Origin of the sequence: Desulfosporosinus acidiphilus SJ4 (assembly GCF_000255115.2) — a bacterium.
Lineage (GTDB): Bacteria > Bacillota > Desulfitobacteriia > Desulfitobacteriales > Desulfitobacteriaceae > Desulfosporosinus > Desulfosporosinus acidiphilus.
The window spans coordinates 1,641,480-1,666,510 of record NC_018068.1 but is presented as its reverse complement, the minus strand read 5'-3'; the positions used below and the strand labels follow the sequence as shown (position 1 = coordinate 1,666,510).

Here is a 25,031-nt window from a genome sequence, read left to right as displayed (position 1 = left end):
TAGTAGGAGGGAATGACATGAAACGCCTGGTATCTTTTCTCACCCTGGTTATCTTGTTACTTACTCTTGCCACTCCCGCATTTGCTTCAGAAAGACAAAATGCTTATCCTATTGTACTGGTCGTAGGCTTTGGAGGATGGGATCGCAGTGAACTTCTAGGATTTAAGTATTTCGGCGGTGTCAGCGATATCCAAGCAAACTTAACTAAGAGTGGCTATCAAACGTTTACGGCCGGTGTCGGGCCATTTTCCAGTAACTGGGATAGGGCCTGCGAATTATATGCCATGCTGAAAGGCGGCGTGGTGGATTATGGCGCCGCTCATGCAGCTAAATATGGTCATGCCCGATTCGGGGCTGATTTTGGTTCCGGGTATTATCCTCAATGGAGCAATACAAACAAGGTTCACCTAGTCGGGCACAGCATGGGTGGCCAAACCAGTCGTTTGCTTACTCAATTACTGGAACAAGGAAGTTCTGAAGAGCAAGCATACGCTAATTCTCATCCCGGTACAGTTCTTTCCCCCCTATTTGCAGGAGACAGCCATTGGGTTAAAAGTGTAACCACCATAGCAACACCCAACAATGGTACTTCCCTGGCAATTGGGGTTACGAACCTTGTCCCCTATGCCCAGCAGCTTATAGCCTTCGCCGCCGCGGCAGCAGGGATAGCCAATGAACCTCTCTATGATTTTAAATTAGATCAATGGGGGGTAAAACGTGAATCAGGCGAATCCTTTTCAAGTTACTCCAACAGAGTATGGAACAGTCAGATCTGGTGCAATACCCATGACATCAGTGCTTGGGACCTATGTCCGGACGGTGCGAAGGAACTGAATTCTTGGGTCAAGGCACAGCCCGATGTCTATTACTTTTCTTGGGCTAATGATGCCACATGGGAAGAATTGCTTACCGGATATCAGTTACCTGATGTAACGATGCTGCCGCTCTTTCAGCCCTATGCGATTTTTATGGGCTCCTACACTCGAAACGATCCTGGACATGTGGTGATAGACAGCAGATGGTGGAAAAATGACGGGGTCGTTAACACAAACTCTATGGCTGGCCCCACTCTAGGCTCTTCTGACATTATCGTAAACTATAATGGAACTTCGCAAATCGGCAAATGGAATTACATGGGGGAAAAATCCGGTTGGGATCATGCAGATATGATCGGCATTGATACAAGCGATTCTTTGGGATTTACCAATATCAATGACTTTTATTCCGAGATTGCTAATACTTTAGGTTCTCTAAAATAATTCCTTTCGTTAGATCCAACCTTATTTAATTGCAGACCTCAAGCTGATTATTGAGCACACCAAGGCAAATTGTTTTTGAATTGGTGTGCTTTGCCTCCTCTTCTTCTAACCATTCCCGGCACCTATGTTCTTTACAATTGACAGGTCGTTTTTCCCATTCAATAATACAGCCTCTTTCCTTAGTCCAATAGGCGCAATAACCTATATTAAGGCCTCGTTTATCCATACCTCTAAGAAATCTCAAGGCTTTCAGTTTTCTGACAGAAGAATCATCATAGATGTAGGAATCGATCCAAGCAGTATACGCCTCAAGTACATCAAAGAGAGGTTTTACGCCAAATTTATCTTTTTGTATGTACCAGATGCTATGTCTGAAATAATACTCAAAGTTCTGAGTTTGATCTAAAATATTATCATTGCCATAATGAATATAGTCTGGCAACTGCCCTCCTTCACTTATTTTTATATAGAGCCGGCGGCACTTACCTCCGCATGATGAACACCGTATTACATCTCTATGCTCCAAGAGGGCACACCTCATCCGTTTCCAAATTTTAGGTGTTTGCACCTTAAGTTATTTCCACAATATTCATGATATTTCCTTCTTCGCTTGTGAATTATTTCTGTCCGCGTTGAATTAATAGTTTATGATATAATGTTAAAAAAGTAACCTATGAGGAGAATAGATTGTGAAATTAATATCATGGAACGTTAACGGCTTTCGCTCTTGCCTAACGAAAGGTTTTTTGGACTTTTTTAATACGGTAGAGGCAGATATTTTTTGTATCCAGGAATCTAAACTCTCCGCCGGGCAAATTGAACTTTCTTTAGAGGGATATACTCAGTATTTTAATTATGCGGAAAGAAAGGGATATTCCGGGACAGCCGTTTTTACCAAAAAACAACCGCTAACTTGCTCCTTCGGCATGGGAATTCCTCTGCATGACAAAGAGGGAAGAATGATTACCCTGGAGTATGATGAGTTTTATTTAATTAATCTTTATGCACCCAACTCTCAAGCGGAACTGGCCAGGCTTGAATACCGTTTAACTTGGGAGGAAGATTTCCGCCGTTATGTACAAACACTTAACAGCCATAAACCGGTGATTTTTTGCGGAGACCTTAACGTGGCTCACCAGGAAATCGACCTCAAAAATCCTCAGGCTAATCGTCGAAATGCAGGCTTTACCGATGAAGAACGTCTGAAATTTTCTGAGCTTTTGGAATCAGGTTTTATTGATACTTTCCGTTATCTATATCCCGAACAAAAGGACTCCTACTCTTGGTGGTCTTATCGTTTTAATGCCCGAGTGCGAAATGCGGGATGGCGAATTGATTATTTTTGTATGTCCGAACGGTTAAAAGACAGCTTGCAGTCGGCAGAAATCTACACTTCGGTCTTGGGCTCGGATCACTGTCCGGTAGGGATAGAAGTGAACTCGTTCAGCTAAAACTGAACATCGGGACATCGGGACTTCGGTGACAAAAGTGTCCTGTGGGCAGTTTCGCTGAAAGCGTCTAGCCAATAACAAATACTATCGCGCTGAAGGACGGACTCTACCCCCACCGAAGCATAGTATGGGAACCATACCCACTTGAAGTGGGAGTCTTACCTAACAGAGCCTCTTTCTTTGTGGGTTATTTACGGTATTGGAATAATATATATTGATTGATATCATATTATTATTCTATATACATTTTGTGAAAACAATGGTAATCTTCATTTGTTGATATTAGTTTAGGGGTAAACGTTTAGGGAGGGGTTAAAATGTATAAAAAAATCTTGGTACCGACAGATGCTTCGAATTATTCGCGAAAGGCCTTAATAACTGCCTTGGAACTAGCTCGAAAATTCAACGCGGAAATTGAACTACTCCATGTGATGTATGAACCTGTTGTAAGCAGCCTTGGCATAGCCGACAGTTATATTGCTCCCTTCGAACAAATCGAACGAAATGGAGAACTTGTCTTGAAGGCTGCCCTGGAAGGAATAGACATTGGTGACGTTACTTTTAAGAAGAAAAAGATACATGGAAATCCCGGGCAAATTATTATCCAAGAAGTTGAGGATGAAAATATTGACTTAGTCGTTATGGGAAGTCATGGCTACGGGCTGGTGGTGGGATCCATCTTAGGCAGTGTTAGTCAAAAGGTTCTTCACGGTGCAAAATGTTCGGTACTCATAGCAAAATAAATAGGCTATAGAATTTTTTCAATTATACTATCTAAGGTTCCACTTTCTGCCCCGGAAAATTTATTTTCCATTCCTTAGTGATGCCGCTAAGCGGCATGGAGGTAAGACAGTATAAGAAACGGCCCAAAAGGCGTTATCAAAAACGTCCTCTTGGGCCGATTTTTTGTTATAGGTTAGAACATTTCCTCGGTCATTCTATCAATAACTTCATTCGTTGTATCGTAAACACCCGGGAATGAACTCCAGTTTCCGCCCTTAATCGTTTCAAGCAAATTTTGTCTCTTGGATAACATAATCTACTCCTCCTCTTATTTTTCTGTACTCGTTTAACCTTTTACTAATTCTACTGCTTTAACGGCAGCACTTCCTGCATCAGGAGCAAAGCCATCCGCTCCTATTGATGCTGCTAATTCCGCTGTTACAGGCGCGCCGCCGACAATCACTTTAAAACCTGTCAGACCGCTGGATTTAAGAGTTTGAACGGTTTCCTTCATGGCTGGCATGGTTGTTGTTAGAAGTCCCGAACAGGCTACTAAGGTTACGTTCTTATTTTCTTTGACAGCCTCAAGAAATTTAGCCGGGGAAACATCAACTCCCAGGTTGACTATATCAAATCCGGCACTTTCGATCATCATTGAAACGAGGTTTTTGCCAATGTCATGAAGATCTCCCGCAACAGTTCCAATAACACAAGTGCCATAAGACGAGGTACTCTGTCCGGCAAAATGCGGTTTTAGTATCTCAACACCTTTGGACATGGCTTTGGCTGCCATTAACATCTCAGGCACGAAAAGTTCTCCGGCAGAAAATTTATCACCGACTATACCCATGGATTCTACCATGGCTTGAAGAATGCTTTGGGCAGAATTCCCCTCATCTAGTGCTTCCTGCACCAAGCCCGGAATGAGCTTAGCTTTTCCTGCTTCCACTTTGGCTTTTACTTCTTCGATTTTTGACATTTTTAGCCCTCCTATCGATTATTGCTATTAAATAAGTATTTTAGCGTAAATTCCCTAGCTAATCTACTAAAATAATTCACCCGCCGACATGTAAATCTGTCGTTAGCGCAGGCAGTGATGGCAGATACATATCAATTGAAAGTGGTGCAAAGGCTGCCAAAGCCCCTAAGACGAAAGCAATCCAATAGCAAAGCTTTTTTGAATTTGAAACAGCTGCTTTTGTAACTTAATTGGCCCATCAATAGATTGTTGATTAATAAATGGCAATTTTTAATCCAACCTTTATCTTTCTCCTAAGAATGAGATAACTCCCGCTATAATTTAATATAACGGGAGTTATAATGTATTGATTCGCTCCTAAGAAGGCTTGATAAGTAACCTAAGACTCTATCTTCACACTTTGATTATTCTACATCCGAACGGCGAACGAACCGACCAATTTTCTCGTCCCACATCCAAGAGACTTGATCTTTTGGACTGGTTAATAAATTAATTAACACATCAAATTCCGAAGCTTTTAAGGCAGACTCGAACCATTCTTCAAGAGATATATTCAGTGATCTGCATACAGTATCAAGCCTTTTTTTGAGTTTTTCATCAGCCGGAAAAACCATGTACATTTTGATCACCTCATCTATAGCCTTCTTCTTTTTATTATTCTACTTTATGCCCTTTTTTTCAAGATTAATTTATATTAAATCTTCTCAGCATGCCTTTTCTTCCCCTTAGATAATTATTCTAATTCGCTTAATCATAGCTCTTAATTTAAGTAATCAAGACGCAATTTTTAACTAAAAACTTCATTCCCAGTCTTGAAACCCTATATAGAAATGGAGCAAATTGTAAGCGCTCAATATATCAGAAAACGGCCATTTTTTTAAGCCGGCCCGCAAGGTATACACCAAGATCGATAATGATTGCGCTCTCCAGCATATGTACAATGGAAGGATCATAGAGTATCGTGGCATTGGCCTGAACTTCCTCGTCTCCTTCCCAAAGTATAATACACAAAGGCATTTCAGGAAATGCCCTGAAAACTATGGACTTATCTCCGAAAGGACCTATTTTTCCACCCAAGGGGCGTGAAACTGTCATGAGCAGTCCGGAATGATATCCGAAGGCTTCGATCAATACTGAGATAGCCGTTTTATAGAAAGCCGAATAAAAAATCATTCCACCCGGTATTTCTTTAATACTTACCCATCTTGAAGCTGTTTCCGGCAATGGCTGGGCAGAAGCTAAATAATTAAGGATAATGATCTTGGCCATCGCATCTGGAACATGTCCGTCTGCTTTCCGGCAAATGGTTTTCTGATCACAATCCAAGATATACGCTTCGTCAAAGAAAATCACGCCGAACTGACGGGAATCATTATCGTATGATACGGCGCGTACTTTTGTTATCTCAAGAGGATCGCGTTTCTTAATATCCTGCCATAATTTATCATATACAATATGATAACTGGATTTATCCTCCATTCTCTCGCACCCCATTTGCCCTTATATTTTTTTATTACTATCATATACCATTGCCGTATTTGCGAACAATATAAATTCACTGCTCTTCTTGCCAACATTCATCCCAATCTAATTTCTTTCCATAGTCTTAAAAAATATGGTTGGCGTTCGAAGACACTGTCTTCGAGCGAATTAGCCTTCAGTCTCTGGCAAAACGGGCAAGGTAGTTTACTTATGCTCGAAAAAGAGAGAACTGCGGCCTTTTGGGTCTCAGTTCTCTCTGATTACTGTCATAAGGAAGCATAGTGACCTAATTTAATTGTAATGGTCTGATTAACAGCTTATTAAAAAGAAAACATTTAACCCTTTAATTGGCAGCTAGGATAACGAAGCTTTGAGCAGGCGCAAGATTATTGCCCGCATAATTTACCATTAAAGTATAAGTTTGGCCCGCATTCAAAGCAGCACTAATTGTATAAGTCGATCCTCCGTCTGAGGTCGATACACTGTTTATTGTAATCTGATTTCCCAAACTATTTAACAGAGTAAAGTTACTTGTTGATAAACCATTGAGTGCTGAACTCAATCCTACTTTAAATCCTGTGGTTGATAGGTTACTCACGGTGATCGTCTCGCTGGTTATGCTGTATGGAACCGTGAAACGTTGAGCAGTACCAAGGACACTGCCGCCATAATTAACCGTTAACGTGTAAGTTTGACCCGCAGTTAAGGCAGCATTTATTGAATAAGTCGCTCCACCGTTCAAGGTTGTTACACTTGTGACAGGAACAGAATAGCCTGCGCTGTTTAGCAAGATAAAGTTACTCGTAGTTAAACCGTTGAGAGCTGAACTCAGTCCCACAGTAACTCCAATGGTTGAGGGGGTACTTATGGTGAAAGTTTGGCTGTAGATGGATGGTACAGTGAAACTCGGAGCAGTTCCTAGAGAATAACCTGCATAGTTTGCCGTTAAGGTATACGTTTGTCCTGCGCTCAATGCTGCATTAATTGTATAAGTCAATCCCCCATTCGCCATGGTCACACCTGTGATAGGAACGTTATAACCCGCACTGGTTTGTAAGGTAAAGTTACTTGTGCTTAAACCATTAAGCGCTGAACTTAGTCCCACTGTAAATCCAGTGGTTGAAGGGCTGGTTACTACGATCGTTTGATTGAAGGACGGCACAGTGAAACTCTGAGCGGTACCAAGGGCATTGCCTCCGTAATTAGCTGTTAATGTGTAAGTTTGACCTGCAGTTAAAGCGGCACTTATTGAATAGGTTGCTCCTCCGTTTGAAGTTGTTGCACCTGTCACTGCGATAGAAGTTCCCGAACTATTAAGAAGCGTAAAGTTACTGGCAGTTAAGCCGTTAATAGCCGGACTTAATGATACGGTAACTCCCGTTGTCGACGGATTGCTCACTGTCAGAGGCACAGCTCCCGGAGAAGTTGCAGAATTTCCAAAAATCTCATTTACCTGATCAATAACCCAGTCAGGAACACCTACTGATCCCCCCAGAACATTAACTTGGGGATTGCTGCCGGTATTTCGGATGGTGATAAGATAATCCCTAATCGATGGAGGTAACTGCTTTGATCTTGGGTCAATCAGCAAAATCGGGGCATTGTTTTGGGCTGCCAATGTGCTTCCGGAAAGTGCATCGGCATAATCATAACCATTTGCCAGATAAATCTGGGTTGGGTTAGGATAAAACTTCGTTAAGATTTGCGATAAGGTTTCAAAACGATCCACACCGCCATATCGTTGTATCTGGGCACTGGGAACCAGACTTTGCAGCGTTGTTGTCAGTGTATCATTGATTACAGCTTTGCCGCCAATGATATAAATGCTCGTGGGCTGGTCTTTGGTGACAAAATCTTTAACGCTTTCAGGCAGTTGATTGGGACCGCTTAAGAGAATCGGCCAACCTTTACTGGCGGCAAGAGAAGCTACTCCCAGCGCATCGGGAAATTCATCGCCGCTGGCAATGATAACCGGTGTTCCGGTACTTACGTTTAGGTTGTTGACAATAATTGAGTTCGTTATATAACGATCTAGGCCGCCCATTCGTGACACATGATAACCGGCTTTATGTAGCCATTGTTCAACTCGTTTATTAATTATTCCGGTTCCGCCAATAATCGTGACGTTTCCTCCGGCTTCTAAATGACTTTGGATATAATCCAGACTGGTTTGTGAGTCATTAATATCGGAACCGACAAGGATAATTGATGCATTTAGCTTTGTAGCTAGGGTACTGGCCGATAATGCATCGGGAAAACTATAGGCCGAGGCAAGGATTACATTTTGCATTTGTTTTCCTTGAGATTCCTGCTGAGCTATAGCCGTTGACGTTTGAAAGCGATCATGCCCGAAGAAGCGGTGGTAATTTGGCTTAGCTTGGACACTTCCAACCATGGTGAAGATGAGCAAAGTACTTGTCACGGCCGCAGTTGTTAATTTAGCCTTTTTTTTCATAATGTTCCCCCCAAAAAATCACATATTGAAGAATTTAATAAATAATTCTTCTCAAAATAGGAATACGTTTGAGCTTATGTTTTTTAGGGGGGAGGGAAAAATATTGACTTAATTGACCTAGTTGATAATGAATTCTCATATTGGATCCGTGTATATTACATATATCAAATCTAATGATATTGATTCTATTAAAGTAAAGTTATAAAATACTATTGCCAATAGTACTTTATCTAATAGTACCTGTTTTAAACTTTTTGCAAGACCCTAAAATGAATGAACTGAAATTGAGGAAATATAATGAGCAACACAGCCACTCTTACCAACAAACTAACCCGCACATTCCCTGCCTTCAGCCATAAAAACTTTCGATATTTCTGGTCTGGACAATGCATTTCGCTCATGGGAACCTGGATGCAGACAACTGCTCAGCAATGGTTGGTATATACAATCACTAAGTCGGCATTTTTACTCGGACTATTAGGTGTAGCCCAATTTGGACCGATGCTTGTCTTTTCGCTTTTTGCCGGAGTATTAGCCGACAAATTCCCTAAGAAAGCCATACTAATTTTTACCCAGTCCGCGCTTATGGTCCAAGCCTTTATCCTCGCTGGCCTGGTTTTGTCCGAGCATGTTCAATACTGGCAGGTTTTAGTCCTGGCGGCTGCCCTAGGATTGGTTAATACCTTAGATATGCCTACTCGTCAAGCATTTATGGTGGAGCTGGTTGGCAGGGAGGATTTGACCAATGCCATAGCACTTAATTCCACGATCGTCAACTTAGCCCGCATTATTGGACCTACATTAGCAGCTTTACTCATGTCAGGTGTTGGGGCCGGTATTTGTTTTTTACTCAATGCTCTAAGCTTTATCCCAGTGATTATTGGCTTGTCTCTCATTCAGGCGCAACCTATTAGACAAAGCAAAAAAGCAGAAAAGAATATGCTTAAAAGCGTGGTTGCCGGACTAAGATATATCTATAAAATGCCGGTTTTAGCCTATGCAGTTCTTGCCGTATTAGCTGTCGGAACATTTATTATGAATACAAATGTTCTTTTCCCTGTGTTTGCCGATCAAGTTCTGCATGAAGGTGTTAATGGCTATGGATTTCTCCTCTCCGCTATGGGTTTTGGTTCCTTAATTGGAGCAATGCTGGTTGCCACTAAGGCACGAAGGAATCCCAGCCGGCGGGTAATGTTCATCTCTTCGCTTCTTTTATCCGCCATAATGGTAAGCATATTCTTTATCCGTTCATCCTATCCCGCCATGCTTCTTGTCGCAGCCCTTGGCCTTTTCAATATTATTTTTATGAATACGGTCAACTCAACCTTACAGTTAAATTCTACCGACGAATACCGAGGACGCGTCATGAGTGTCTATTCACTTGCTCTTGGCGGGACAACACCCATCGGCAATTTATTCGCCGGAGGATTCACAGAGAAATATGGCCCGTCTGTTGGTTTTTTAATGTGTGGCATCGCAACCGGAATTATCTTAGCAGCAATTATAATCAGAACTCAAGTCATGAAGAAAAAGCAATCGGCGGTGGGGTAATCTGATGTCTTGGAAGAAAAATTTATAAAATATGTACTAATCTATGTGCCGTCAAAAATACATTGATGTTATGAGACTTGTATTCATTGTGTTTTTGAAAGGAGAAGACTTATGTCTTACCAAAGGTGGCGTCAACCACGGGGCGACTTCAAACAGGATATAGGAACATTAGCGGTAGGCATAGTAATCGTTGTTATTATTGGCTACTTCTTATTTCACGGATATTTCGAAAATATTACGAATCCGACCCTTTCTGCTGCAAATTTAAATAATGTAAATCTTCCAAGTTCTTCTAACGGAACTAATGATACCGGTCTATCTAATGATTCTGCTCAAATTTCACAAAACGGAAATCTCACGATGAACGTCGGTAATGACAATAATGCTTTAGCCTCAGGATATTGGATATTATATGTTTCTGATGGAGTTTCTCAGCAGCTTTCCATTAATGCTCAAGATTATGCCTTTCTGCAAACTTTAATCCAAAGCGATGGCAATAAAGGGAGTTCAACGGTCACCTTATTTTTAATTGATAATGGACTTATTCATCAATACAATGTCAGCAAAGAAATTTATTCGATCATATCCAATATAGCTGCCATTAAGGCACGATCTTCAACCACTGCTGCAAATTCTTCTAATTCTTCTAACTCCTCCAGCTCTTCTGGTACTTCTTCTGATTCTTCTAGTTCCTCTAATTCCTCTAGCTCATCAAACTCCTCTTCCGCATCTTCAAATCCTTCTACTAGTCAGACCACGGAAACAATCAGCGAATCACTAAAGGTCAGCAATCCATCAACAACCGGATTTACGGTAACCTTAACTCCCGCACTGAAAGGTCTGACCTCCAATAACTTCACGCTTCTGAACAGTTCCGGGAACTCAGTCCCTATTTCTAGTGTTACGACCTCAGACAATGGGACAACGTATGTATTCAGCGCGGCTCTGAGTACCGGTCAAACTTACACAATTACGGCTACATATTCGGGTTACACGTTTGGAACAGCTCAAAATGTTGTAATACAATGATGATAATTATTTTTCCTTCGGTGTGATTCTCTGTGTACGGCCCTCGCAATTAAATGACGGCAATTTGTACTATAAATAATTTTAAGCGCCCCAGATTTTTCTGAGGCGCTTTTTGGGTATGCCAGAAACTAGCATAATTCAGATTTCAATTTTGACTTATCCAAGACACAAGCAAGTCGTTTGATCTCTTTTCCCTGATCTAAGACTACAACTGCTGGGGCAATTTTTATATCATATTTTTTAGCAAGGTTTTTCTTAGTGGCCATATCAACCTTGACGATCTTGTATATTTCAGATGATTCTCTATTAACATCTTCCAGCAAGGTGCCGAACTCTAAGCTTTCATTAATTAAAGCATTTTCAAATAGTAATAATACTTTTTTCTGGCTCTGAAGGACATTGCTATTAAATACATTGACTTCTTCGAGGTAACGTTCAGCGGCAACAGCAGCCGTTGCCCCGTCACCCGCTGCCGAGACTACCTGTCTTAAATATTTTACACGGTTATCCCCTACGGCATAAACGCCCTCAAGATTAGTCTCCATAAGATCATTGACCGGGATATATCCTTTTTGGTCTATCTCAATACCACTGTCTGTTAAATATTTAGTTGAGGGAACCATCCCTACGAAGAAGAAGACACCTTGACATGCTAATTCTGAGGAGCTCCCCGTTTTCAGATTTTTAATTTTTACACCCTTAACGTTATCTTCCCCAAGAACTTCCTCAATGGTGGAGTTCCAAACAAACTCCATTTTGGGGTTCTCAAAAGCTCTTTCGGCACTTAATTTGTTACAATCGAGAATTCCTTCGTCATGCAAGACGATGACGGTTACCTTACGAGCAAATTTTGTGATATACATACCTTCTTCGATGGCCTGGTCACCGCTGCCAACGACAACGACGTCTTCACCGTTAAAGAACTCTGCATCACAAGTAGCGCAGTAGGCAACACCGCTGCCCCGAAGTCTTCTCTCCCCGGGAATATTTAAAAGCCGCGGCTCGCTGCCGCAGGCAATAATTACTGCTTTAGCGGAAAATTCTTTTCCTTTTTTCGTTCTAACCTTTTTCTCTTCCTGGGAAAGCTCTACACTTACAACCTCTTCTCTTACAAATTCAACGCCAAAGCTTTGAGCATGTTTATGAAAATCTTTCATAAGATCCGGTCCGCTAACCTGAGGGTATCCGGGATAATTCACGATTTCTCGGGTTGTATTAACCAGACCTCCGATAGCGCCTTTATTAATAACTAACGTTTTAAGTCTTGCCCGACCACCATAGATTGCAGCCGATAATCCAGCAGGTCCGCCGCCTATAATAATCAAGTCATAAGCATTAACCATGACGTCTACTCCTTTTCATTACTCTCGGAAATAAACTCTTTAAGCATTGAGAACTTCGGCAATCTTATCCTCAACATCTTCTTCCTCAACCTTCCCGGCGAGTTTTCCTTGATATTCGCCGTTGGAGAAAAAGAGAATCTGCGGGACACCTTTTAGGGAGAAGCGTTGAAATAGATTTTTGTCCTCTTCAACATCAACATAAAAGAAACCAAATTTGCCTTCATATTGAGGTTTTAGCTCATCAAGCATGGGAACAACTTCTTTGCAGACATGACAATCTTTTCTGGAGAAAATGACCAAGCAAGATTCACAATTGTCATAAATGATTTCTTCAAAACTGTTTGCGTTCAATTGTTGTAAAGACATAGTAACACTCCTCGTATAATTAATTTAGTTCCTGCCCCACGAGTCCAAAAAACTAATGGAACGTGGGGTATTTAAATGACCAAAGAAAACTGGAAATTCAGTTGGTTGGTCATCATCAACAAGATGCGCGCAGAATAACGCATACCCCATGCAGTCGTCGTGCCTGTGGGCAGTGTGGACAAGTCAACCCCAAAGCACACTTCAAATTCGACTTGTCCAAAGCCTGAGGGAAAGCTCTTTTAAGATAGACCCATAAGGGCTTTTCCATAGGCTGGCACTGTCCACAGGCTCAGGATAAGGAATACCTGAGTAATGATTCCTTAAGTCGTTCTTTGACAACAAAAAAGTATTTAAGTTTGTTGGGGTTTCAGGCAAAATGATACCGTGAGGTTCGTTCTGGTAAGGCCTTTCACTCCTTGAGGCTATGACCTCTTATTAAGTCTGACTGCCAGCCCACAATTTGAACTTTTAACTCGAAGGTTGCACAGCTTAAAGGGAACCCCTCCGATGGTAGCAGATCGGTTGGATCCGAGGTCTTTTTAAGACAAGTGCTGATTCGGCGAGGTTGTTGACCTGTTGTGGTGCCTGGTCCCAACGTTAATCTTACAAATTCTTCGACTCGGAAAGTGAGGTGATTTTACTTGAGTTTATTTGTCGGTATAGATGTGAGTTCCAGTGATTTTAAAGTGCGAATCTTAGATGAGCGTGGTAATGAACCAGTTAAAAGGCTAAGGGTTTTGAATGATCAGCCTGGTTGTGAGCAAGTTGCCCGATATCTCTCTGAAGCCTGTAATAAAGAGAATGAGGACCGGCTGGTTATTGGTTTAGAGGCCACTTCCGTGTACAGTTGGCCGTTACAAATGTTCTTAGCGGAAGACCATTGTTTAGCACCTTTACAGCCCCAAATTTATTCCTTTAACCCCAAGGTCGTTGCTAATTTCAAAAAGGCTTATGTGGACCTTCCGAAGAACGACTGGATTGATGCCTGGGTCATTGCCGAACGTTTACGCTTCGGCCGGCTCCCGGAGGGCTCTCAGGTCGATTTCCGCTACTTACCGTTACAGCGACTCACTCGCTTTCGTTGTCATCTGATCGAGATGATCTCCAGAGAGAAGAATTATTTCCTCACGAACTTGTTCTTAAAGTTTAGCACTCTTGCCCAAGGTACGGTTTTTAGTAATACTTTCAGCGTTACTTCTGAATCCTTGACACTTGAGTTTTTTTCTCCAGAAGAGGTTGCGGCTCGACCGCTTGATGAACTGATTGATTTCCTCATGGAGAAAGGAAGAAGTCATTTCGAGGATCCGGAAGCCAAAGCCAGAGAGTTGAAGGAAGCCGCTCGCAAGGCCCATCGACTACGTGGAAGCCTATTGCAACCCATTAACCTTATCCTAGCCACGAGCATCGAAACCATCCACACTTTAGAGAAACAGGTCAAGAAAATCGATAAGGCGATCGAAGCTGAAATCAGGCATTTCCCTAATACGCTCATTACCATTCCCGGTATTGGCCCTGTGCTTTCAGCTGGTATTATTGCTGAGATTGGAGACATCCGCCGTTTTCCGAATGAAGGAGCCTTAGCAAAGTTTATTGGGCTAACCTGGCGTTCTCACCAGTCCGGTGATTTTACAGCCGATGACACGCCCTTAACTCGAACCGGCAACACCTACTTGCGAAGTTATATCATCCAGGCTGCTAACCTAGTACGCCAAAAGGAACCAGAGTACAAAGCCTTCTACCAACGTAAATTCTCGGAAAGTAAGACTCACCATCATCGCCGTGCTCTCGTGCTTACTGCACGCAAACTCGTCCGTATGGTTGATGCTCTGCTACGCAGCAACCAAATCTATATGCCACATGGCAATAGGGGGATTGCAAACTAAGCATGAACTACGAGAATTGAAGTCCCATTTTTGTAACTTGTTTCCATTTCATTTTGGGAATAAGAGGGTTTTTTATTGCCTTTTTTGCCAACGGATAACTAACTTACTGAAAAATTGACTCACTTAGGGTCTTGACATATTACCGAAGGACTTATCTCATCAGTTAAAAAGCAGCTATCAGTGTGCTGCTGCTTTCTGATAGCTGCAATATTATATTTACTAAATATCTTCGGAGAAAATCTGGTAAATTGGCGCCCCTTCACATTGTGCTGGGAAACGCAAACCGAGCAATACTGAGATCGAAGGTGCAACATCAACTTGTCGGATCGTACGTTCGGTTGTAAATCCTTCTTTAATACCCGACCCGGCTGCTACAAAAACCGGGGAAACTGAGGTATCAAAGTATCCTTCAGAAGTTGAAATGCTGTCACCGTGCAATCTGTTATAGCCTTCTTCAACTGAGAAGAAGATATCGCCGCATTCCGGTCCGTTTGTACCAATTAACACCGCGTCTTTGTTTCTGAGGCAGATCCCAATGACACGTTTACCCGTTCTCTCATCCCGATAATTATATAAATCGGAGATGATTTGTTCTTCCAGATCATATTTATCTTTCGGATCCACGATACCGTATTTGTCGCGGCCTTTAAGATTAATATAAATGTAGTTGCTGCGAATTTGTACAGCTCTTGTCTTTTCCCAATCCACTTCTCGAATGGAATTGCCGTTCTCGTCCTTCTTCATCACGGTGTAGCCCAGCTTTTCCATGACCTTGGTATTAAGACCGCCATATTCCCCGATAATTGGAGGTACGTTTTCGCCGACGATGAGGCCGTGGTCACTTAAAATCAGTACTGTCCAGCCCTCATCTAATAAATAGAGGAATTCTCCGAAATATTTATCAGTTTGGGTATAGAATTTCTCGATGAACCCTTGATAGGTTTTTTCATCGGTATAATTCCAGGGGGGCAGAGTCTTTCCAAGATGCCACAACTGGTGTCCGGCACAGTCGATATTGTGAAGATGGGATAAGATAACTTCATAACCTTTTTCTTTGATAGCATAATTCAAGCAATCTGCTTGCCATTTGTTATAAAGATCCCAAGAGGGTTCGAAGATTTCACCAACTAGTTCGTCATCTTCTCCGCCGATCAGACTTACAGGGGGAACCTCACCTACATTGCTTTTAATTTCTTGATAAAGAGATTTTGGATGCCATAACATATCATTGGAAATATCAAGGGCATTGCTGATCCACAATCTTACTTTATTGCCTGCTGGATCAAGTTCGAGGATCTTCATGGAACGGCAGGCCGGTTTGGTGACTTCTTTTTTGGTAACGTCATCAATAATGCCGGTGACCATTTTACCACATTCCAAGACAACAATGGGGGTTTCTGCTTTCTTATTCTTATAGATAGCCACCCGATCATATTCTCCGGCTTGATTTTTAAGGATAAGAGCAGGACGTCTCATGACACCGCCCGATGTTAAGATGGTAAATTCTTTGGAACCTGCGGGAGCATTAGCCCAACCTGCAGCGTCTTTAAGGGGAGAATTTACAATGTCGTAGGCAACCTTACTGCCGATTACAACTTCCGTATCTTCATCATCCATGACGTAGGTGCGAATTTCTCCGCCTTGACGAGCAGTATCACCCCACCAAAGTTCCATCATTTCGTCATCAACATCATTGTCCAGTGTGTCTTCCAAATCCGTAATGATGCAGCCTACACCCGCCGGCTTGTCTACTCTAGGAGCATAGCGGACTTCTTTAATTTCAGGTGTAGCGACAATAACCTTTTCCCAGTCGAGCTGGGCCACGCCCATGTTAACAGAACCAGGCTGGGTGCCATCAACAACGCTGAGGTTTTCGCTGTGAGAGGTTGGAGGCCATGAACTACCAGGCCAGTGCCATACTAGTGTTTTCATGCCTGCCTCAGCGCTGATATTCCAGACTTGTTCAGCGAGACAGTTGCGGGAATCCATATTGTAAACTACTGCATCGAGACTTTCCGGAGATTGTCTCCAATAGCAGGTGATGCCATGGGTTCCAGGATAAGCACCTGTGGCAAGGGTCGTCCAACAGGGCGGTGTGATTGTGGGGATTGCACCGAGCAGACGAATGTCTTCTCTAGCAGCCCCTCGGTCAATGAATTTTTGTAAGTTAGGCATTTTTCCTTCAGCCAAGAACTTTTTACTGATTCTTGGGTCCATTCCGTCAACGCCCAATACCAATAACTTATTGGTAAGTGCCTTTCTTTTCATTACCCCAACTCCTTAGAATTCTTTTTATTTATGATCCATCCATTAGAAATGGGTGAAAAAATATCTAGATCTAGGCTTCGATTTCATCCAGTGAACGACCGGCAGTTTTTTCGCCCCAAAGCCCGGTGGTTACTGCTACTATGAGGAACATAACGCCGATGATTCCAAACAGGACTGCATACCCAAAACCTTTATAAATCATCGGTACAACTACCATTGCCACAGCAGTCAAAAGTCTGCCTGTACTGTAAATAAAACCTGTACCGCTGTTTCTTATATGCGTTGGATAAGCTTCAGCTAAATATGACCACATGACTACGAAAACGCCGTCCATGAGAACCCTGATAAAGAAACCTATGCCAACAATGACCATTGGAATCTTAAGGGTACCAAAAACAATGGTTAGAACTCCGACTAAGAGACTGTAGATAACGATTGGAATTTTTCTTCCGCCTTTATCAGTGAAGGCAGCCGCCAGATAGTTTCCAATAGGACTTCCAAATGATACAAGTGCAGACATCCACAAAGCGTCATCCAAGGAAAAACCATAATCGTTTAACAGGGTAGGCATCCAACCAAAGAACATAAAGTATCCAACAGTAATACAGCAAACCATGATAATCAGAACGCTGGTTTTCCGGGCATATTTCTTACTAAAGATCTCTTTAAGGGCCTCTCGGGTCCCAGCCTCTTTAGGAGCAGTATTTGCCGGGTTAATACTTGCTTCCAAGTTTATGTCAACTTTCTCATTAGGAAGGAACCTTTGAATCACTTTTTCGGCCTCGGAATAACGACCTTTTGTGATAAGCCAACGTGGAGATTCCTTAAGCCAAGTCAGGGCTAAGATAAAGATAATAAATCCTGTTCCACCGATGAAGAAAATATATCTCCAACCATTTGGACTGCTTGGTACGATTTTTTCGGCGATTTGTCCAATGAGCGGTACGCTGAGCAAACCTGTTGCTAATGATATTGCCTGCCATTTTCCTCTGGAAGCGGACGGTAAAATTTCAGTAATATATACCATGGCCACAACGACCATTGATAAAATACCGAAACCGGTTAAGGTTCTAAAAACTAAGAAGATTGCAGGACTAGGTGCCACTCCATTTAAGATGGAAAAGGTCGAGAAAAAGAATACGGAAAACAAAAATGCTTTTCTGCGGCCAATTACGTCAGACAGCCAGCCGCCGAACCAACATCCGAACAACATGCCTACAAATGTACAAGAATTGACTATCCCGATCCACTCCATGGAAGCACCCCAGTGTTTTGTCAGGGCAGGGGCTACGAAAGAAAATGTAAATAAATCCATTTGGTCAAAGGCATAAGCTAGAGCAAGAATAATCAAAAATTTGTAATGCTCAAGACACATACGTGCATCATCTAAGTAATGTTTCTTACTACTGGTATTCGCTTCTAAATTTGACTCTGTCACTACAGCCATATATCTACTCTCCTAATTCAAAATTTTGATAACTTCAAGAATTAATTCAAATACGTCGTCAATACCCTGCTGCTACCCTCCTCTTCCTAATTTTCGATAGGGACGTAACGTGTTCTGGCGTCCATCCCTTTGTGATATTTCGTACTTGTCCTGATTATATGGGATACAACTTTTTATGGGAAATACTTAGTTGTTATATCCCATATAACTAAAATCATTTGGTGTTTGAGGCGATATTCTTTAAATTTATATTGTAATATAAATAACAAATAGTATAATTAAAACCGAGAATTCGACATCATTTATCGGAGGTTATGAAATATGTGGAGGGTTATGAAATATGCGTCTTGAACAATTAGCCTATTTAGTAGCGGTCCAAGAATCAAAGTCTATTTCACTTGCAGCCGAACGTGCCCATATTTCTCAACCTGCTCTTAGCTCAGCTATCAGCAAACTTGAAGATGAACTAGGTGTCGTTCTGTTGACCCGTACAAGCTCCGGGGCCCAATTAACTGAAGTCGCGGAATCGATTATCATTAAGGCTAAAGAAGTATTAAACATCATTGATGATATCCGCTCCTTAGGGAGAGGCAACTCTGTTGAGCTTAATGGAAATATCTCTGTGGCCGCTGATCCTAGTGTTAATATAACCATAATGCCTGAAATATTAACAACCTTCAAACATAATCACCCTAAAGTCAATACCTTGCTGAAAGTCGGAGAGTCCAACAATATATTACAGGACGTAAAAACCGGAAAGGCTAACTTTGGGATTATCTTTAATACTGAAGAATCTTGCCAAGCAAAAGACATTAACTGTAAAGAATTGTTCACAGATGAATTTGTCATAATAACCGGTTCAAACTCCAAAATCACTCAAAAGACTATAACTCTGAATCAGGCGCTTTCCCTGCCTGTTCTTTTATACAATACGGAATATATCACAAATTGCGGTGTATCAAGTCTCTTGCGAAAATATGGTGATATAAATGTCTCTTACCGGGTAGATAATTTAGAAATGATGGAGAAAATCTTATCCAATGGTGAAAGTATTGCTTTTGTTCCGCAATTCATGGCAGATGAGTTCGCAAAGTCAAATAAGATTAGGAAAATAATCATAGACGGTGCTCATCTAGAAGCATCCATCGTCTTAATTTGGTCTAGCCGGCACCATCTTTCACTGGTAGAAAAAGAATTTATCCGAGTAATAAAAGCCTGCTGTTCCAAGGAACGGCAAGCGGTTTAAATTCTACTGACCGGTATCTTTAATTTAAGGAGTTACATGTCAATGGAACAAAGTGCACAATTACTATTACAGAAGAGGAACTTAACCTTTGCCAAAAAGGGCGTCGGCAGAGGACTATTATCGGGTGCCGCCTGGGGGCTGGACGGGGTTTTAATGGGGATGGTTCTTGGGCTAGCCCCTTTTACAAATAATCAAAGTATTTTTGCGGCTCCATTAGTTGGAGCCTGTTTACATGATGGGTTCGCCGCGTTATGGTTATTTATTTATAATATCATAAACGGCAAATGGCGAGATTACGCGCGCACCTTAAAAACTCGCCCCGCTAAAATGATTATGCTCGCCGCAATTCTAGGCGGACCTATCGGAATGTCCGGCAATTTACTTGGGATCTATTTTGCCGGTGCCTCTTATACAGCCGCAATCACGGCCGCATATCCGGCCGTTGGCGCCCTCCTCGGATCAGTCTTTCTTAAGGAAAAAATATCGCGGCGTCTCTGGTTCGGTATTATTATGGCTATTTTCGGCTCATTTATTGTCGGCTTTGTGCCGCCCAACAGTTCAAATTACCCTCATTTTTATCTCGGTATTGGCTTAGCTGTCGTTGGTGCACTAGGTTGGGCTGTGGAAGGGGTCTTATCTACTTACGGTATGGATTTAGTCGATTCTGATATTGCTATTGGTATTCGAGAAGCCACTTCTTTTCTCGTTTATATCGTTGTCATCCTTCCATTGGTTGGTGGAGTCTCTTTCCGAATTCTTACGGCTAGCCTTGCTTCCCCTGCCGGTTGGTATATTGCTGTAGTCGGTTTAGTAGGCGGAACGTCCTTTTTATCCTGGTATCGCGCTATGAATATGACCGGAGTCGGCAGGACAATGGGCTTGAGTGTGACCTTTGCCTTATGGTCCGTCTTCTTTGGCTGGCTGCTGAATAACTTGCAACTAGCGCCAAACCTCATTATCGGAGTCGTCATTATCTTTTTGGGAACAGTCCTTTCACTAGGCAATCCCAAGGATTTACTCAATCTCAAAACTCGCTGAGGAGGTTCCCCATGTGTCAAATACCGGTGAAATTTAGATTATTACAAGTAATTTCTCAAAACGACAATCTCTCAAATCATAAGATCTTAGATATCCTTAAAAAGGAATATCCCCACGACCGAAGCGTTAATGAAAAAGGTGTTGAAGATTATCTTCTCACCCTAACGGCAACAGGTCTGATTGAATTAAAAAATGCTGTCCTTGATCAGAGCGGAAATCTTGAACTAAGCTATAGTATTACCGATTATGGTAAAAGCCTCATGAAATATGTAAGTTAATTAAGCCTCACTAAACAAGCACCGATTCTGACATATCGTCGGATTTCGGTGCTTTTTATTTTCTTTGGATTTTAGCCACAAACACCGACGGTCTTTTACTCGCCGTCCTTGGCTTCGGGGACACTCGGCCAATCCACACTGCAGGAATCTGCGTAATCAGTTGCAGTGTGGCGATAAGCTCATCCGCTTATCGTCTGGCCAGCGGTTCACATCAAGTACTACCCTGAGGTTCGGCGTAGCTCCCACGCATGCGAGTGAGCAAGCCTCGGATTGCTGAGTGAACGATGTGGGCGAAGCTACACGACCCGAGAACATAAACTGTTTTATCATCTGCTGGCACTGCGACGAAGGCCCAAACCTCCAGCAGGAAGTTTGGGCCTTTGCAATCTATTCGCAGTTACGACGAATTATTAAGCTTCTTTCTTAGCCTGAGGAAGAATCATTTCCACATCACCATGTGGACGAGGAATAACATGAACGGAAATCAGTTCGCCAACCCGCTGAGCTGCAGCAGCACCTGCATCGGTAGCAGCTTTTACGGCACCAACGTCGCCTCTTACCATAACAGTTACCAAACCGCCGCCGACGAGTTCCCGGCCAATTAAATAGACGTTTGCAGCTTTAACCATGGCATCTGCTGCTTCAATAGCTCCTACGAGACCTTTGGTTTCGATTAATCCTAATGCTTCAGTTTTATTCATTGTTGTTTGCCTCCTACTATTTCATTTATTTTGTGATGGTAATTTTGGAAGTTGATTTAAGATTCATGGCATTTGCTTCTTCCGTGTCAATATGACATTCAAGACTCGAGGTATTGTTGGCCCGGACAACAACATTCGTGTATGTCCCACCCCGCAAGCCATCTGTTTGGATCGTTACCTTTTGTCCATCACTAACATCAAGGCGTTTAGCATCTTCCAAGGACATATGAATGTGTCTTTGGGCGATCATGAGACCTTTGGTCAGAAAGACACTTCCTTTGGGGCCAACAAGAGTGATGCCTGGAGTTCCCTGCAAATCACCGGATAACCTCACCGGCGCTGTTATCCCGAGTTTAAAACAATCTGCCAGAAGGATTTCAACCTGTGATTCATTGCGCACCGGTCCAAGAATGCGAACTTTTTCAATGGCGCCTTTAGGTCCGCAGATGGTCAGGGTTTCCTGACAAGCAAATTGCATCGGTTGAGATAAATCTTTGGTTTTGGTTAATTGGTAGCCTGCACCAAACAAAACATCCAAATCCGCCTGGGAGAGATGAATATGACGATTTGAGATTCCCACCGGGATGGAGTTATCCTTCTCCCTAGTATCCCCTCCCTCTTTGATCACTTCGAGCAAAAGATCTACTAAAGTGTCATACTTTCCCACTTTAGTAGTCACCTCTTTTTTTCAGGAGTGTGAGCACTTCTTCCACAAGGTTTTGAATTTGATCTTCACTGATGCCATTGGATGGATTGGAACTCTGAGCAGAGCAAGCTGAATAGGTTGAGCTTGTGTTTGACGTGAAGTCTTTAATTCCATAAGCAACCCGTTTGATATTAATCAAGTGCATGGGGGTTACATTATCGGAGGTTGCACTGCCGCCCCAAGTGCCGCAGCCTAAGGTAAAGGCCGGGGAAAGTCCGGTACTTGCTCCCACGCCGCCTTGACTTGAAGACGTATTGACTAAAATTCGAAAGACAGGTTTTTCAGAGAACTTCATGACAAGGTCATGATTTTCGGTGTGAATGGAGATGCTGTGGCCCACACCGCCGTTATTTAGTAAGCGAATACTCAAATCACAGGCTTCTTGCCAGTCCTTAACGGTATAGAAAGCTAAGACCGTAGTTAACTTTTCATAAGACAGCGGATATTCTTCGCCTACGCCCTGTTGTTCCCCCAGCAGGACTTTTGTTCCCGCTGGAATAGATATTCCGGCAGTCTCGGCAATGACTTGCGCAGACCTGCCAACCATCTTGGCGTTCATGGCATGGCCCTTAATAAATAATTTTTTACTGACTTGAGCCGTTTCCGCAGGAGTCATAAAATAGCCGCCTTGACGCTTAAACTCTTCCATCACCTGATCACGGATACATTCTTCAACAATTACCGATTGCTCAGATGCACAGATAGTACCATTGTCAAAGGTTTTGCTGGCAATAATATTACTTACGGCTTTCGGCACATTGGCCGTTCTTTCAATAAATGCCGGAACGTTGCCAGGGCCGACACCCAAAGCCGGTTTTCCGGCACTGTAGGCAGCCTTCACCATAGCTGACCCGCCGGTAGCTATGATCATAGCCACTTCATTGCACTTCATCAGTTCATTGGTAGCATCCATGGAAGGCTTGGAGATGCAGCCGATAATATTGGCGGGAGCGCCGGCTGCTACTGCAGCATCATGCATTAATTTTGCCGCCTGATAGGTACATTTCAAGGCCGAAGGATGTGGTGAGAAGACAATCCCATTGCGTGATTTAAGCGCAATGATGGATTTGTAGATAGCCGTGGAGGTAGGGTTTGTTGAAGGAACAATCCCCATGAGTAATCCCACCGGCTCGGCGATTTCCATCACTTTATTAACCTTATCTTCTCTAATGACTCCAATGGTAGGCATAGCTTGAATGAATTCGTAAAGTTCCGAGGAAGCAAAACGATTTTTGAAGGCTTTATCTTCAACTTTACCAAAACCGGTTTCTTCCACCGCCATTTTGGCTAGAGAGACTGCATTTTCTTCAGCAGCTTTTACCATGTTGCGAATGATTTTATCAATCTGCTCACAACTAAATTTTGCAAGTTCAGCTTGGGCCAATTTAGCCTGACGAGCTAGATTCCTAGTCTCCTGTACAGATTGCAAATCATAATCAAAGTTTTCCAATGTAAACTATTCCTCCTTCCGCAGTTCAAAAAATCCCTTGAACTTCTGAATAAGCAAGTCCTTATTTGCTCGGGATATAACATGGTCTGCCAGGTCAAGCTCTTTGCATTCTCTGGCTAATTTTCGAAGTTTTGCCATGGGAAGAGCTTTTAGTACCTCCAAGCTCTTTTCCGGCCCGAAGTTACGAACAAGAGCTGCAACTTCCTCTTTGCTGGCGTTGGTTAGTTTTATTTGCGAAGTATTTCCGTTTTCTGTCTTGGGCTTCGTTTCAATGACTTGTGGTAATGTTTCCTTTTTAGGTAGAGATTCTTCATTATTGATTTTTAGGTCAGAATTCGCTGAGCGGTCTTCATCGTCAGAAGACGAGAGCCATGGTTTATTCACGGGATTTACGCCTGAAACGATCAAGCGTTCTATGTCATCATCCGGTCTGGGAATTACATGTTGGGAAACTAATGACAAGTCCCTAATCGTTTTAACCGCCATTGCGCCTGCCTCCACAGAAGCTTTAACAGCTCCCACCTCACCGGTTACAGCAATGGTTACCAGACCGCCGCCAACAAAAGTTCTCCCTACAAGTTCCACTTGCGCCGTCTTGAGCATAACGTCTGCGCATTCAATCGCTGCAAGGAGTCCTCGTGTCTCAATTAGGCCAAGCGCTTGCATCGTTTTCCCTCCTATTGTGCCATAAGGTCAGGCCAATTCGCAGGATAGGTTACATAGAACAGTTTTACATAACTGGAGGAACTCCAGGTTACTTTCGAACCTTTCGGAACAAAGAGAACATCTCCCTGGCATGCTTCGTAGGTTTTTTCATTGATTGTGATAGAAAGGCTTCCTTCGAGGATTATATCAATCTCTTCATAGCATAACTCCCAGTCAAAGCTGGACTTTTCGATGGTTAGAAAACCGGCACTCATTTGGGAGTCATTTTTACTGACAACTTCACGGTAAGCAACATTGGTATTTGGATTACCTGTGTCAAATGTCTCGAAGTTTACAGACCTGCCCCGCACAATTTTTAATCCGCTTTTCGGTTCACTCTCAGACAAAAACGGTGATTCAGGAACCTGCCCGGAAATATTTTGCAAAAACTTATTGGTTAGTACTGCTTTTACAACTTGGTAAATGACATCTCGGTTCAGCTCAGTTCCCAAGTTTACATTTTTCTGTGTGCCGGCGGTATTACAACTATGATCTTCCGCAGCAGTTGAGCAGGTGCTGAATTCTACGCCTAATTCTTTGGCAAGATCCTTAGCAGATGGTGTAATGATTGTATTACCATCGACATAGAATAGTTTTTGTCCCTTTTCTGCTGCTGTTTTAATCTCATTTGCGCTCACAAGTTTCTTCAAGATCACACCTCCTTTCGCTCC

23 protein-coding genes are annotated in these 25,031 nt (G+C 42.5%); 9 read left to right on the top strand and 14 right to left on the bottom strand.

Annotated elements, in window-relative coordinates; all coding sequences use genetic code 11:
- Positions 1–17 precede the first annotated feature (17 nt).
- The gene (locus DESACI_RS07665; protein ID WP_014826614.1) at positions 18–1,259 is read left to right on the top strand and encodes an esterase/lipase family protein; all 1,242 of its coding nucleotides are present in this window, start codon (positions 18–20) and stop codon (positions 1,257–1,259) included.
- A 25-nt stretch (positions 1,260–1,284) separates the two neighbouring features.
- On the opposite strand, the gene DESACI_RS07660 is transcribed toward DESACI_RS07665, so the two are convergent.
- The gene (locus DESACI_RS07660; RefSeq protein ID WP_014826613.1) at positions 1,285–1,701 is read right to left on the bottom strand and encodes a hypothetical protein; all 417 of its coding nucleotides are present in this window, start codon (positions 1,699–1,701) and stop codon (positions 1,285–1,287) included.
- 247 nt (positions 1,702–1,948) lie between these two features.
- Here DESACI_RS07660 and DESACI_RS07655 point away from each other — a divergent pair, with 247 nt between their 5' ends.
- Positions 1,949–2,710: an exodeoxyribonuclease III gene (locus DESACI_RS07655; RefSeq protein WP_014826612.1), complete on the top strand. Its 762-nt coding sequence runs from the start codon at positions 1,949–1,951 to the stop codon at positions 2,708–2,710.
- A gap of 317 nt (positions 2,711–3,027) precedes the next feature.
- The gene (locus tag DESACI_RS07650; RefSeq protein ID WP_014826611.1) at positions 3,028–3,453 is read left to right on the top strand and encodes a universal stress protein; all 426 of its coding nucleotides are present in this window, start codon (positions 3,028–3,030) and stop codon (positions 3,451–3,453) included.
- A gap of 326 nt (positions 3,454–3,779) precedes the next feature.
- On the opposite strand, the gene DESACI_RS07645 is transcribed toward DESACI_RS07650, so the two are convergent.
- From DESACI_RS07645 to DESACI_RS23020, 4 genes are all read right to left on the bottom strand, one after another.
- Complete coding sequence (locus DESACI_RS07645) at positions 3,780–4,412, bottom strand: corrinoid protein (protein WP_014826609.1); 633 nt, start codon at positions 4,410–4,412, stop codon at positions 3,780–3,782.
- Positions 4,413–4,816: 404 nt separating this feature from the next.
- Positions 4,817–5,032: a hypothetical protein gene (locus tag DESACI_RS07640; RefSeq protein ID WP_014826608.1), complete on the bottom strand. Its 216-nt coding sequence runs from the start codon at positions 5,030–5,032 to the stop codon at positions 4,817–4,819.
- A 238-nt stretch (positions 5,033–5,270) separates the two neighbouring features.
- Complete coding sequence (locus DESACI_RS07635; protein ID WP_014826607.1) at positions 5,271–5,906, bottom strand: DUF3786 domain-containing protein; 636 nt, start codon at positions 5,904–5,906, stop codon at positions 5,271–5,273.
- Between the two features lie 331 nt (positions 5,907–6,237).
- Complete coding sequence (locus tag DESACI_RS23020) at positions 6,238–8,349, bottom strand: cell wall-binding repeat-containing protein (protein WP_014826606.1); 2,112 nt, start codon at positions 8,347–8,349, stop codon at positions 6,238–6,240.
- 297 nt (positions 8,350–8,646) lie between these two features.
- On the opposite strand from DESACI_RS23020, the gene DESACI_RS07625 reads away from it, so the two are divergent.
- Positions 8,647–9,900, top strand: coding sequence for an MFS transporter (locus tag DESACI_RS07625; RefSeq protein WP_014826605.1), 1,254 nt, complete (start codon positions 8,647–8,649; stop codon positions 9,898–9,900).
- Positions 9,901–10,011: 111 nt separating this feature from the next.
- Positions 10,012–10,929: a hypothetical protein gene (locus DESACI_RS23015; protein ID WP_014826604.1), complete on the top strand. Its 918-nt coding sequence runs from the start codon at positions 10,012–10,014 to the stop codon at positions 10,927–10,929.
- Between the two features lie 128 nt (positions 10,930–11,057).
- On the opposite strand, the gene trxB is transcribed toward DESACI_RS23015, so the two are convergent.
- A complete protein-coding gene (gene trxB / locus DESACI_RS07615; protein ID WP_014826603.1) occupies positions 11,058–12,272 on the bottom strand; it encodes a thioredoxin-disulfide reductase in 1,215 nt (404 codons plus the stop codon).
- Positions 12,273–12,311: 39 nt separating this feature from the next.
- Positions 12,312–12,638: a thioredoxin family protein gene (locus DESACI_RS07610; RefSeq protein ID WP_014826602.1), complete on the bottom strand. Its 327-nt coding sequence runs from the start codon at positions 12,636–12,638 to the stop codon at positions 12,312–12,314.
- 641 nt (positions 12,639–13,279) lie between these two features.
- On the opposite strand from DESACI_RS07610, the gene DESACI_RS07605 reads away from it, so the two are divergent.
- Positions 13,280–14,521, top strand: a complete 1,242-nt coding sequence (locus DESACI_RS07605; RefSeq protein ID WP_014826601.1) for an IS110 family RNA-guided transposase — start codon at positions 13,280–13,282, stop codon at positions 14,519–14,521.
- Between the two features lie 219 nt (positions 14,522–14,740).
- On the opposite strand, the gene DESACI_RS07600 is transcribed toward DESACI_RS07605, so the two are convergent.
- Positions 14,741–16,789 carry an alkaline phosphatase family protein gene (locus tag DESACI_RS07600; RefSeq protein ID WP_014826600.1) on the bottom strand — a complete coding sequence of 683 codons (2,049 nt, stop codon included), beginning with the start codon at positions 16,787–16,789 and terminating at the stop codon, positions 14,741–14,743.
- Positions 16,790–16,859: 70 nt separating this feature from the next.
- On the bottom strand, positions 16,860–18,236 hold the full coding sequence (locus DESACI_RS07595) for an MFS transporter (RefSeq protein WP_014826599.1): 1,377 nt from the start codon (positions 18,234–18,236) through the stop codon (positions 16,860–16,862).
- 340 nt (positions 18,237–18,576) lie between these two features.
- Here DESACI_RS07595 and DESACI_RS07590 point away from each other — a divergent pair, with 340 nt between their 5' ends.
- The 3 genes from DESACI_RS07590 to DESACI_RS07580 are packed head-to-tail and all read left to right on the top strand — an operon-like array spanning position 18,577 to position 20,798.
- Complete coding sequence (locus DESACI_RS07590; protein ID WP_014826598.1) at positions 18,577–19,482, top strand: LysR family transcriptional regulator; 906 nt, start codon at positions 18,577–18,579, stop codon at positions 19,480–19,482.
- 42 nt (positions 19,483–19,524) lie between these two features.
- Entirely contained in the window at positions 19,525–20,520 is a 996-nt protein-coding gene (locus tag DESACI_RS07585; RefSeq protein ID WP_014826597.1) for a DMT family transporter, read from the top strand.
- A gap of 11 nt (positions 20,521–20,531) precedes the next feature.
- Complete coding sequence (locus tag DESACI_RS07580; RefSeq protein ID WP_014826596.1) at positions 20,532–20,798, top strand: hypothetical protein; 267 nt, start codon at positions 20,532–20,534, stop codon at positions 20,796–20,798.
- A gap of 410 nt (positions 20,799–21,208) precedes the next feature.
- Here the strand turns inward: DESACI_RS07580 and eutM are convergent, their stop codons facing one another.
- From eutM to DESACI_RS07555, 5 genes are read right to left on the bottom strand one after another with little or no spacing between them, the layout of a single operon-like run.
- On the bottom strand, positions 21,209–21,499 hold the full coding sequence (eutM, locus tag DESACI_RS07575) for an ethanolamine utilization microcompartment protein EutM (RefSeq protein ID WP_014826595.1): 291 nt from the start codon (positions 21,497–21,499) through the stop codon (positions 21,209–21,211).
- A 25-nt stretch (positions 21,500–21,524) separates the two neighbouring features.
- Positions 21,525–22,166, bottom strand: coding sequence for a phosphate propanoyltransferase (locus DESACI_RS07570; protein WP_014826594.1), 642 nt, complete (start codon positions 22,164–22,166; stop codon positions 21,525–21,527).
- A 1-nt stretch (position 22,167) separates the two neighbouring features.
- Positions 22,168–23,655, bottom strand: a complete 1,488-nt coding sequence (locus DESACI_RS07565) for an acetaldehyde dehydrogenase (acetylating) (RefSeq protein WP_014826593.1) — start codon at positions 23,653–23,655, stop codon at positions 22,168–22,170.
- 6 nt (positions 23,656–23,661) lie between these two features.
- A complete protein-coding gene (locus tag DESACI_RS07560) occupies positions 23,662–24,321 on the bottom strand; it encodes a BMC domain-containing protein (RefSeq protein ID WP_014826592.1) in 660 nt (219 codons plus the stop codon).
- A gap of 11 nt (positions 24,322–24,332) precedes the next feature.
- Complete coding sequence (locus tag DESACI_RS07555; protein ID WP_014826591.1) at positions 24,333–25,010, bottom strand: cupin domain-containing protein; 678 nt, start codon at positions 25,008–25,010, stop codon at positions 24,333–24,335.
- Between the last annotated feature and the right edge of the window lie 21 nt (positions 25,011–25,031).

What these genes read in the sequence shown, in the direction of transcription:
- DESACI_RS07560 (WP_014826592.1), bottom strand. Translation starts at nt 24,321, where the DNA reads ATGCAAGCGCTTGGCCTAATTGAGACACGAGGACTCCTTGCAGCGATT.
- DESACI_RS07645 (WP_014826609.1), bottom strand. Translation starts at nt 4,412, where the DNA reads ATGTCAAAAATCGAAGAAGTAAAAGCCAAAGTGGAAGCAGGAAAAGCT.
- DESACI_RS07590 (WP_014826598.1), top strand. Translation starts at nt 18,577, where the DNA reads ATGCGTCTTGAACAATTAGCCTATTTAGTAGCGGTCCAAGAATCAAAG.
- DESACI_RS07640 (WP_014826608.1), bottom strand. Translation starts at nt 5,032, where the DNA reads ATGTACATGGTTTTTCCGGCTGATGAAAAACTCAAAAAAAGGCTTGAT.
- DESACI_RS07665 (WP_014826614.1), top strand. Translation starts at nt 18, where the DNA reads ATGAAACGCCTGGTATCTTTTCTCACCCTGGTTATCTTGTTACTTACT.
- DESACI_RS07610 (WP_014826602.1), bottom strand. Translation starts at nt 12,638, where the DNA reads ATGTCTTTACAACAATTGAACGCAAACAGTTTTGAAGAAATCATTTAT.
- eutM (WP_014826595.1), bottom strand. Translation starts at nt 21,499, where the DNA reads ATGAATAAAACTGAAGCATTAGGATTAATCGAAACCAAAGGTCTCGTA.
- DESACI_RS07595 (WP_014826599.1), bottom strand. Translation starts at nt 18,236, where the DNA reads ATGGCTGTAGTGACAGAGTCAAATTTAGAAGCGAATACCAGTAGTAAG.
- DESACI_RS07580 (WP_014826596.1), top strand. Translation starts at nt 20,532, where the DNA reads ATGTGTCAAATACCGGTGAAATTTAGATTATTACAAGTAATTTCTCAA.
- DESACI_RS07600 (WP_014826600.1), bottom strand. Translation starts at nt 16,789, where the DNA reads ATGAAAAGAAAGGCACTTACCAATAAGTTATTGGTATTGGGCGTTGAC.
- DESACI_RS07585 (WP_014826597.1), top strand. Translation starts at nt 19,525, where the DNA reads ATGGAACAAAGTGCACAATTACTATTACAGAAGAGGAACTTAACCTTT.
- DESACI_RS23020 (WP_014826606.1), bottom strand. Translation starts at nt 8,349, where the DNA reads ATGAAAAAAAAGGCTAAATTAACAACTGCGGCCGTGACAAGTACTTTG.
- DESACI_RS07650 (WP_014826611.1), top strand. Translation starts at nt 3,028, where the DNA reads ATGTATAAAAAAATCTTGGTACCGACAGATGCTTCGAATTATTCGCGA.
- DESACI_RS23015 (WP_014826604.1), top strand. Translation starts at nt 10,012, where the DNA reads ATGTCTTACCAAAGGTGGCGTCAACCACGGGGCGACTTCAAACAGGAT.
- trxB (WP_014826603.1), bottom strand. Translation starts at nt 12,272, where the DNA reads ATGGTTAATGCTTATGACTTGATTATTATAGGCGGCGGACCTGCTGGA.
- DESACI_RS07625 (WP_014826605.1), top strand. Translation starts at nt 8,647, where the DNA reads ATGAGCAACACAGCCACTCTTACCAACAAACTAACCCGCACATTCCCT.
- DESACI_RS07635 (WP_014826607.1), bottom strand. Translation starts at nt 5,906, where the DNA reads ATGGGGTGCGAGAGAATGGAGGATAAATCCAGTTATCATATTGTATAT.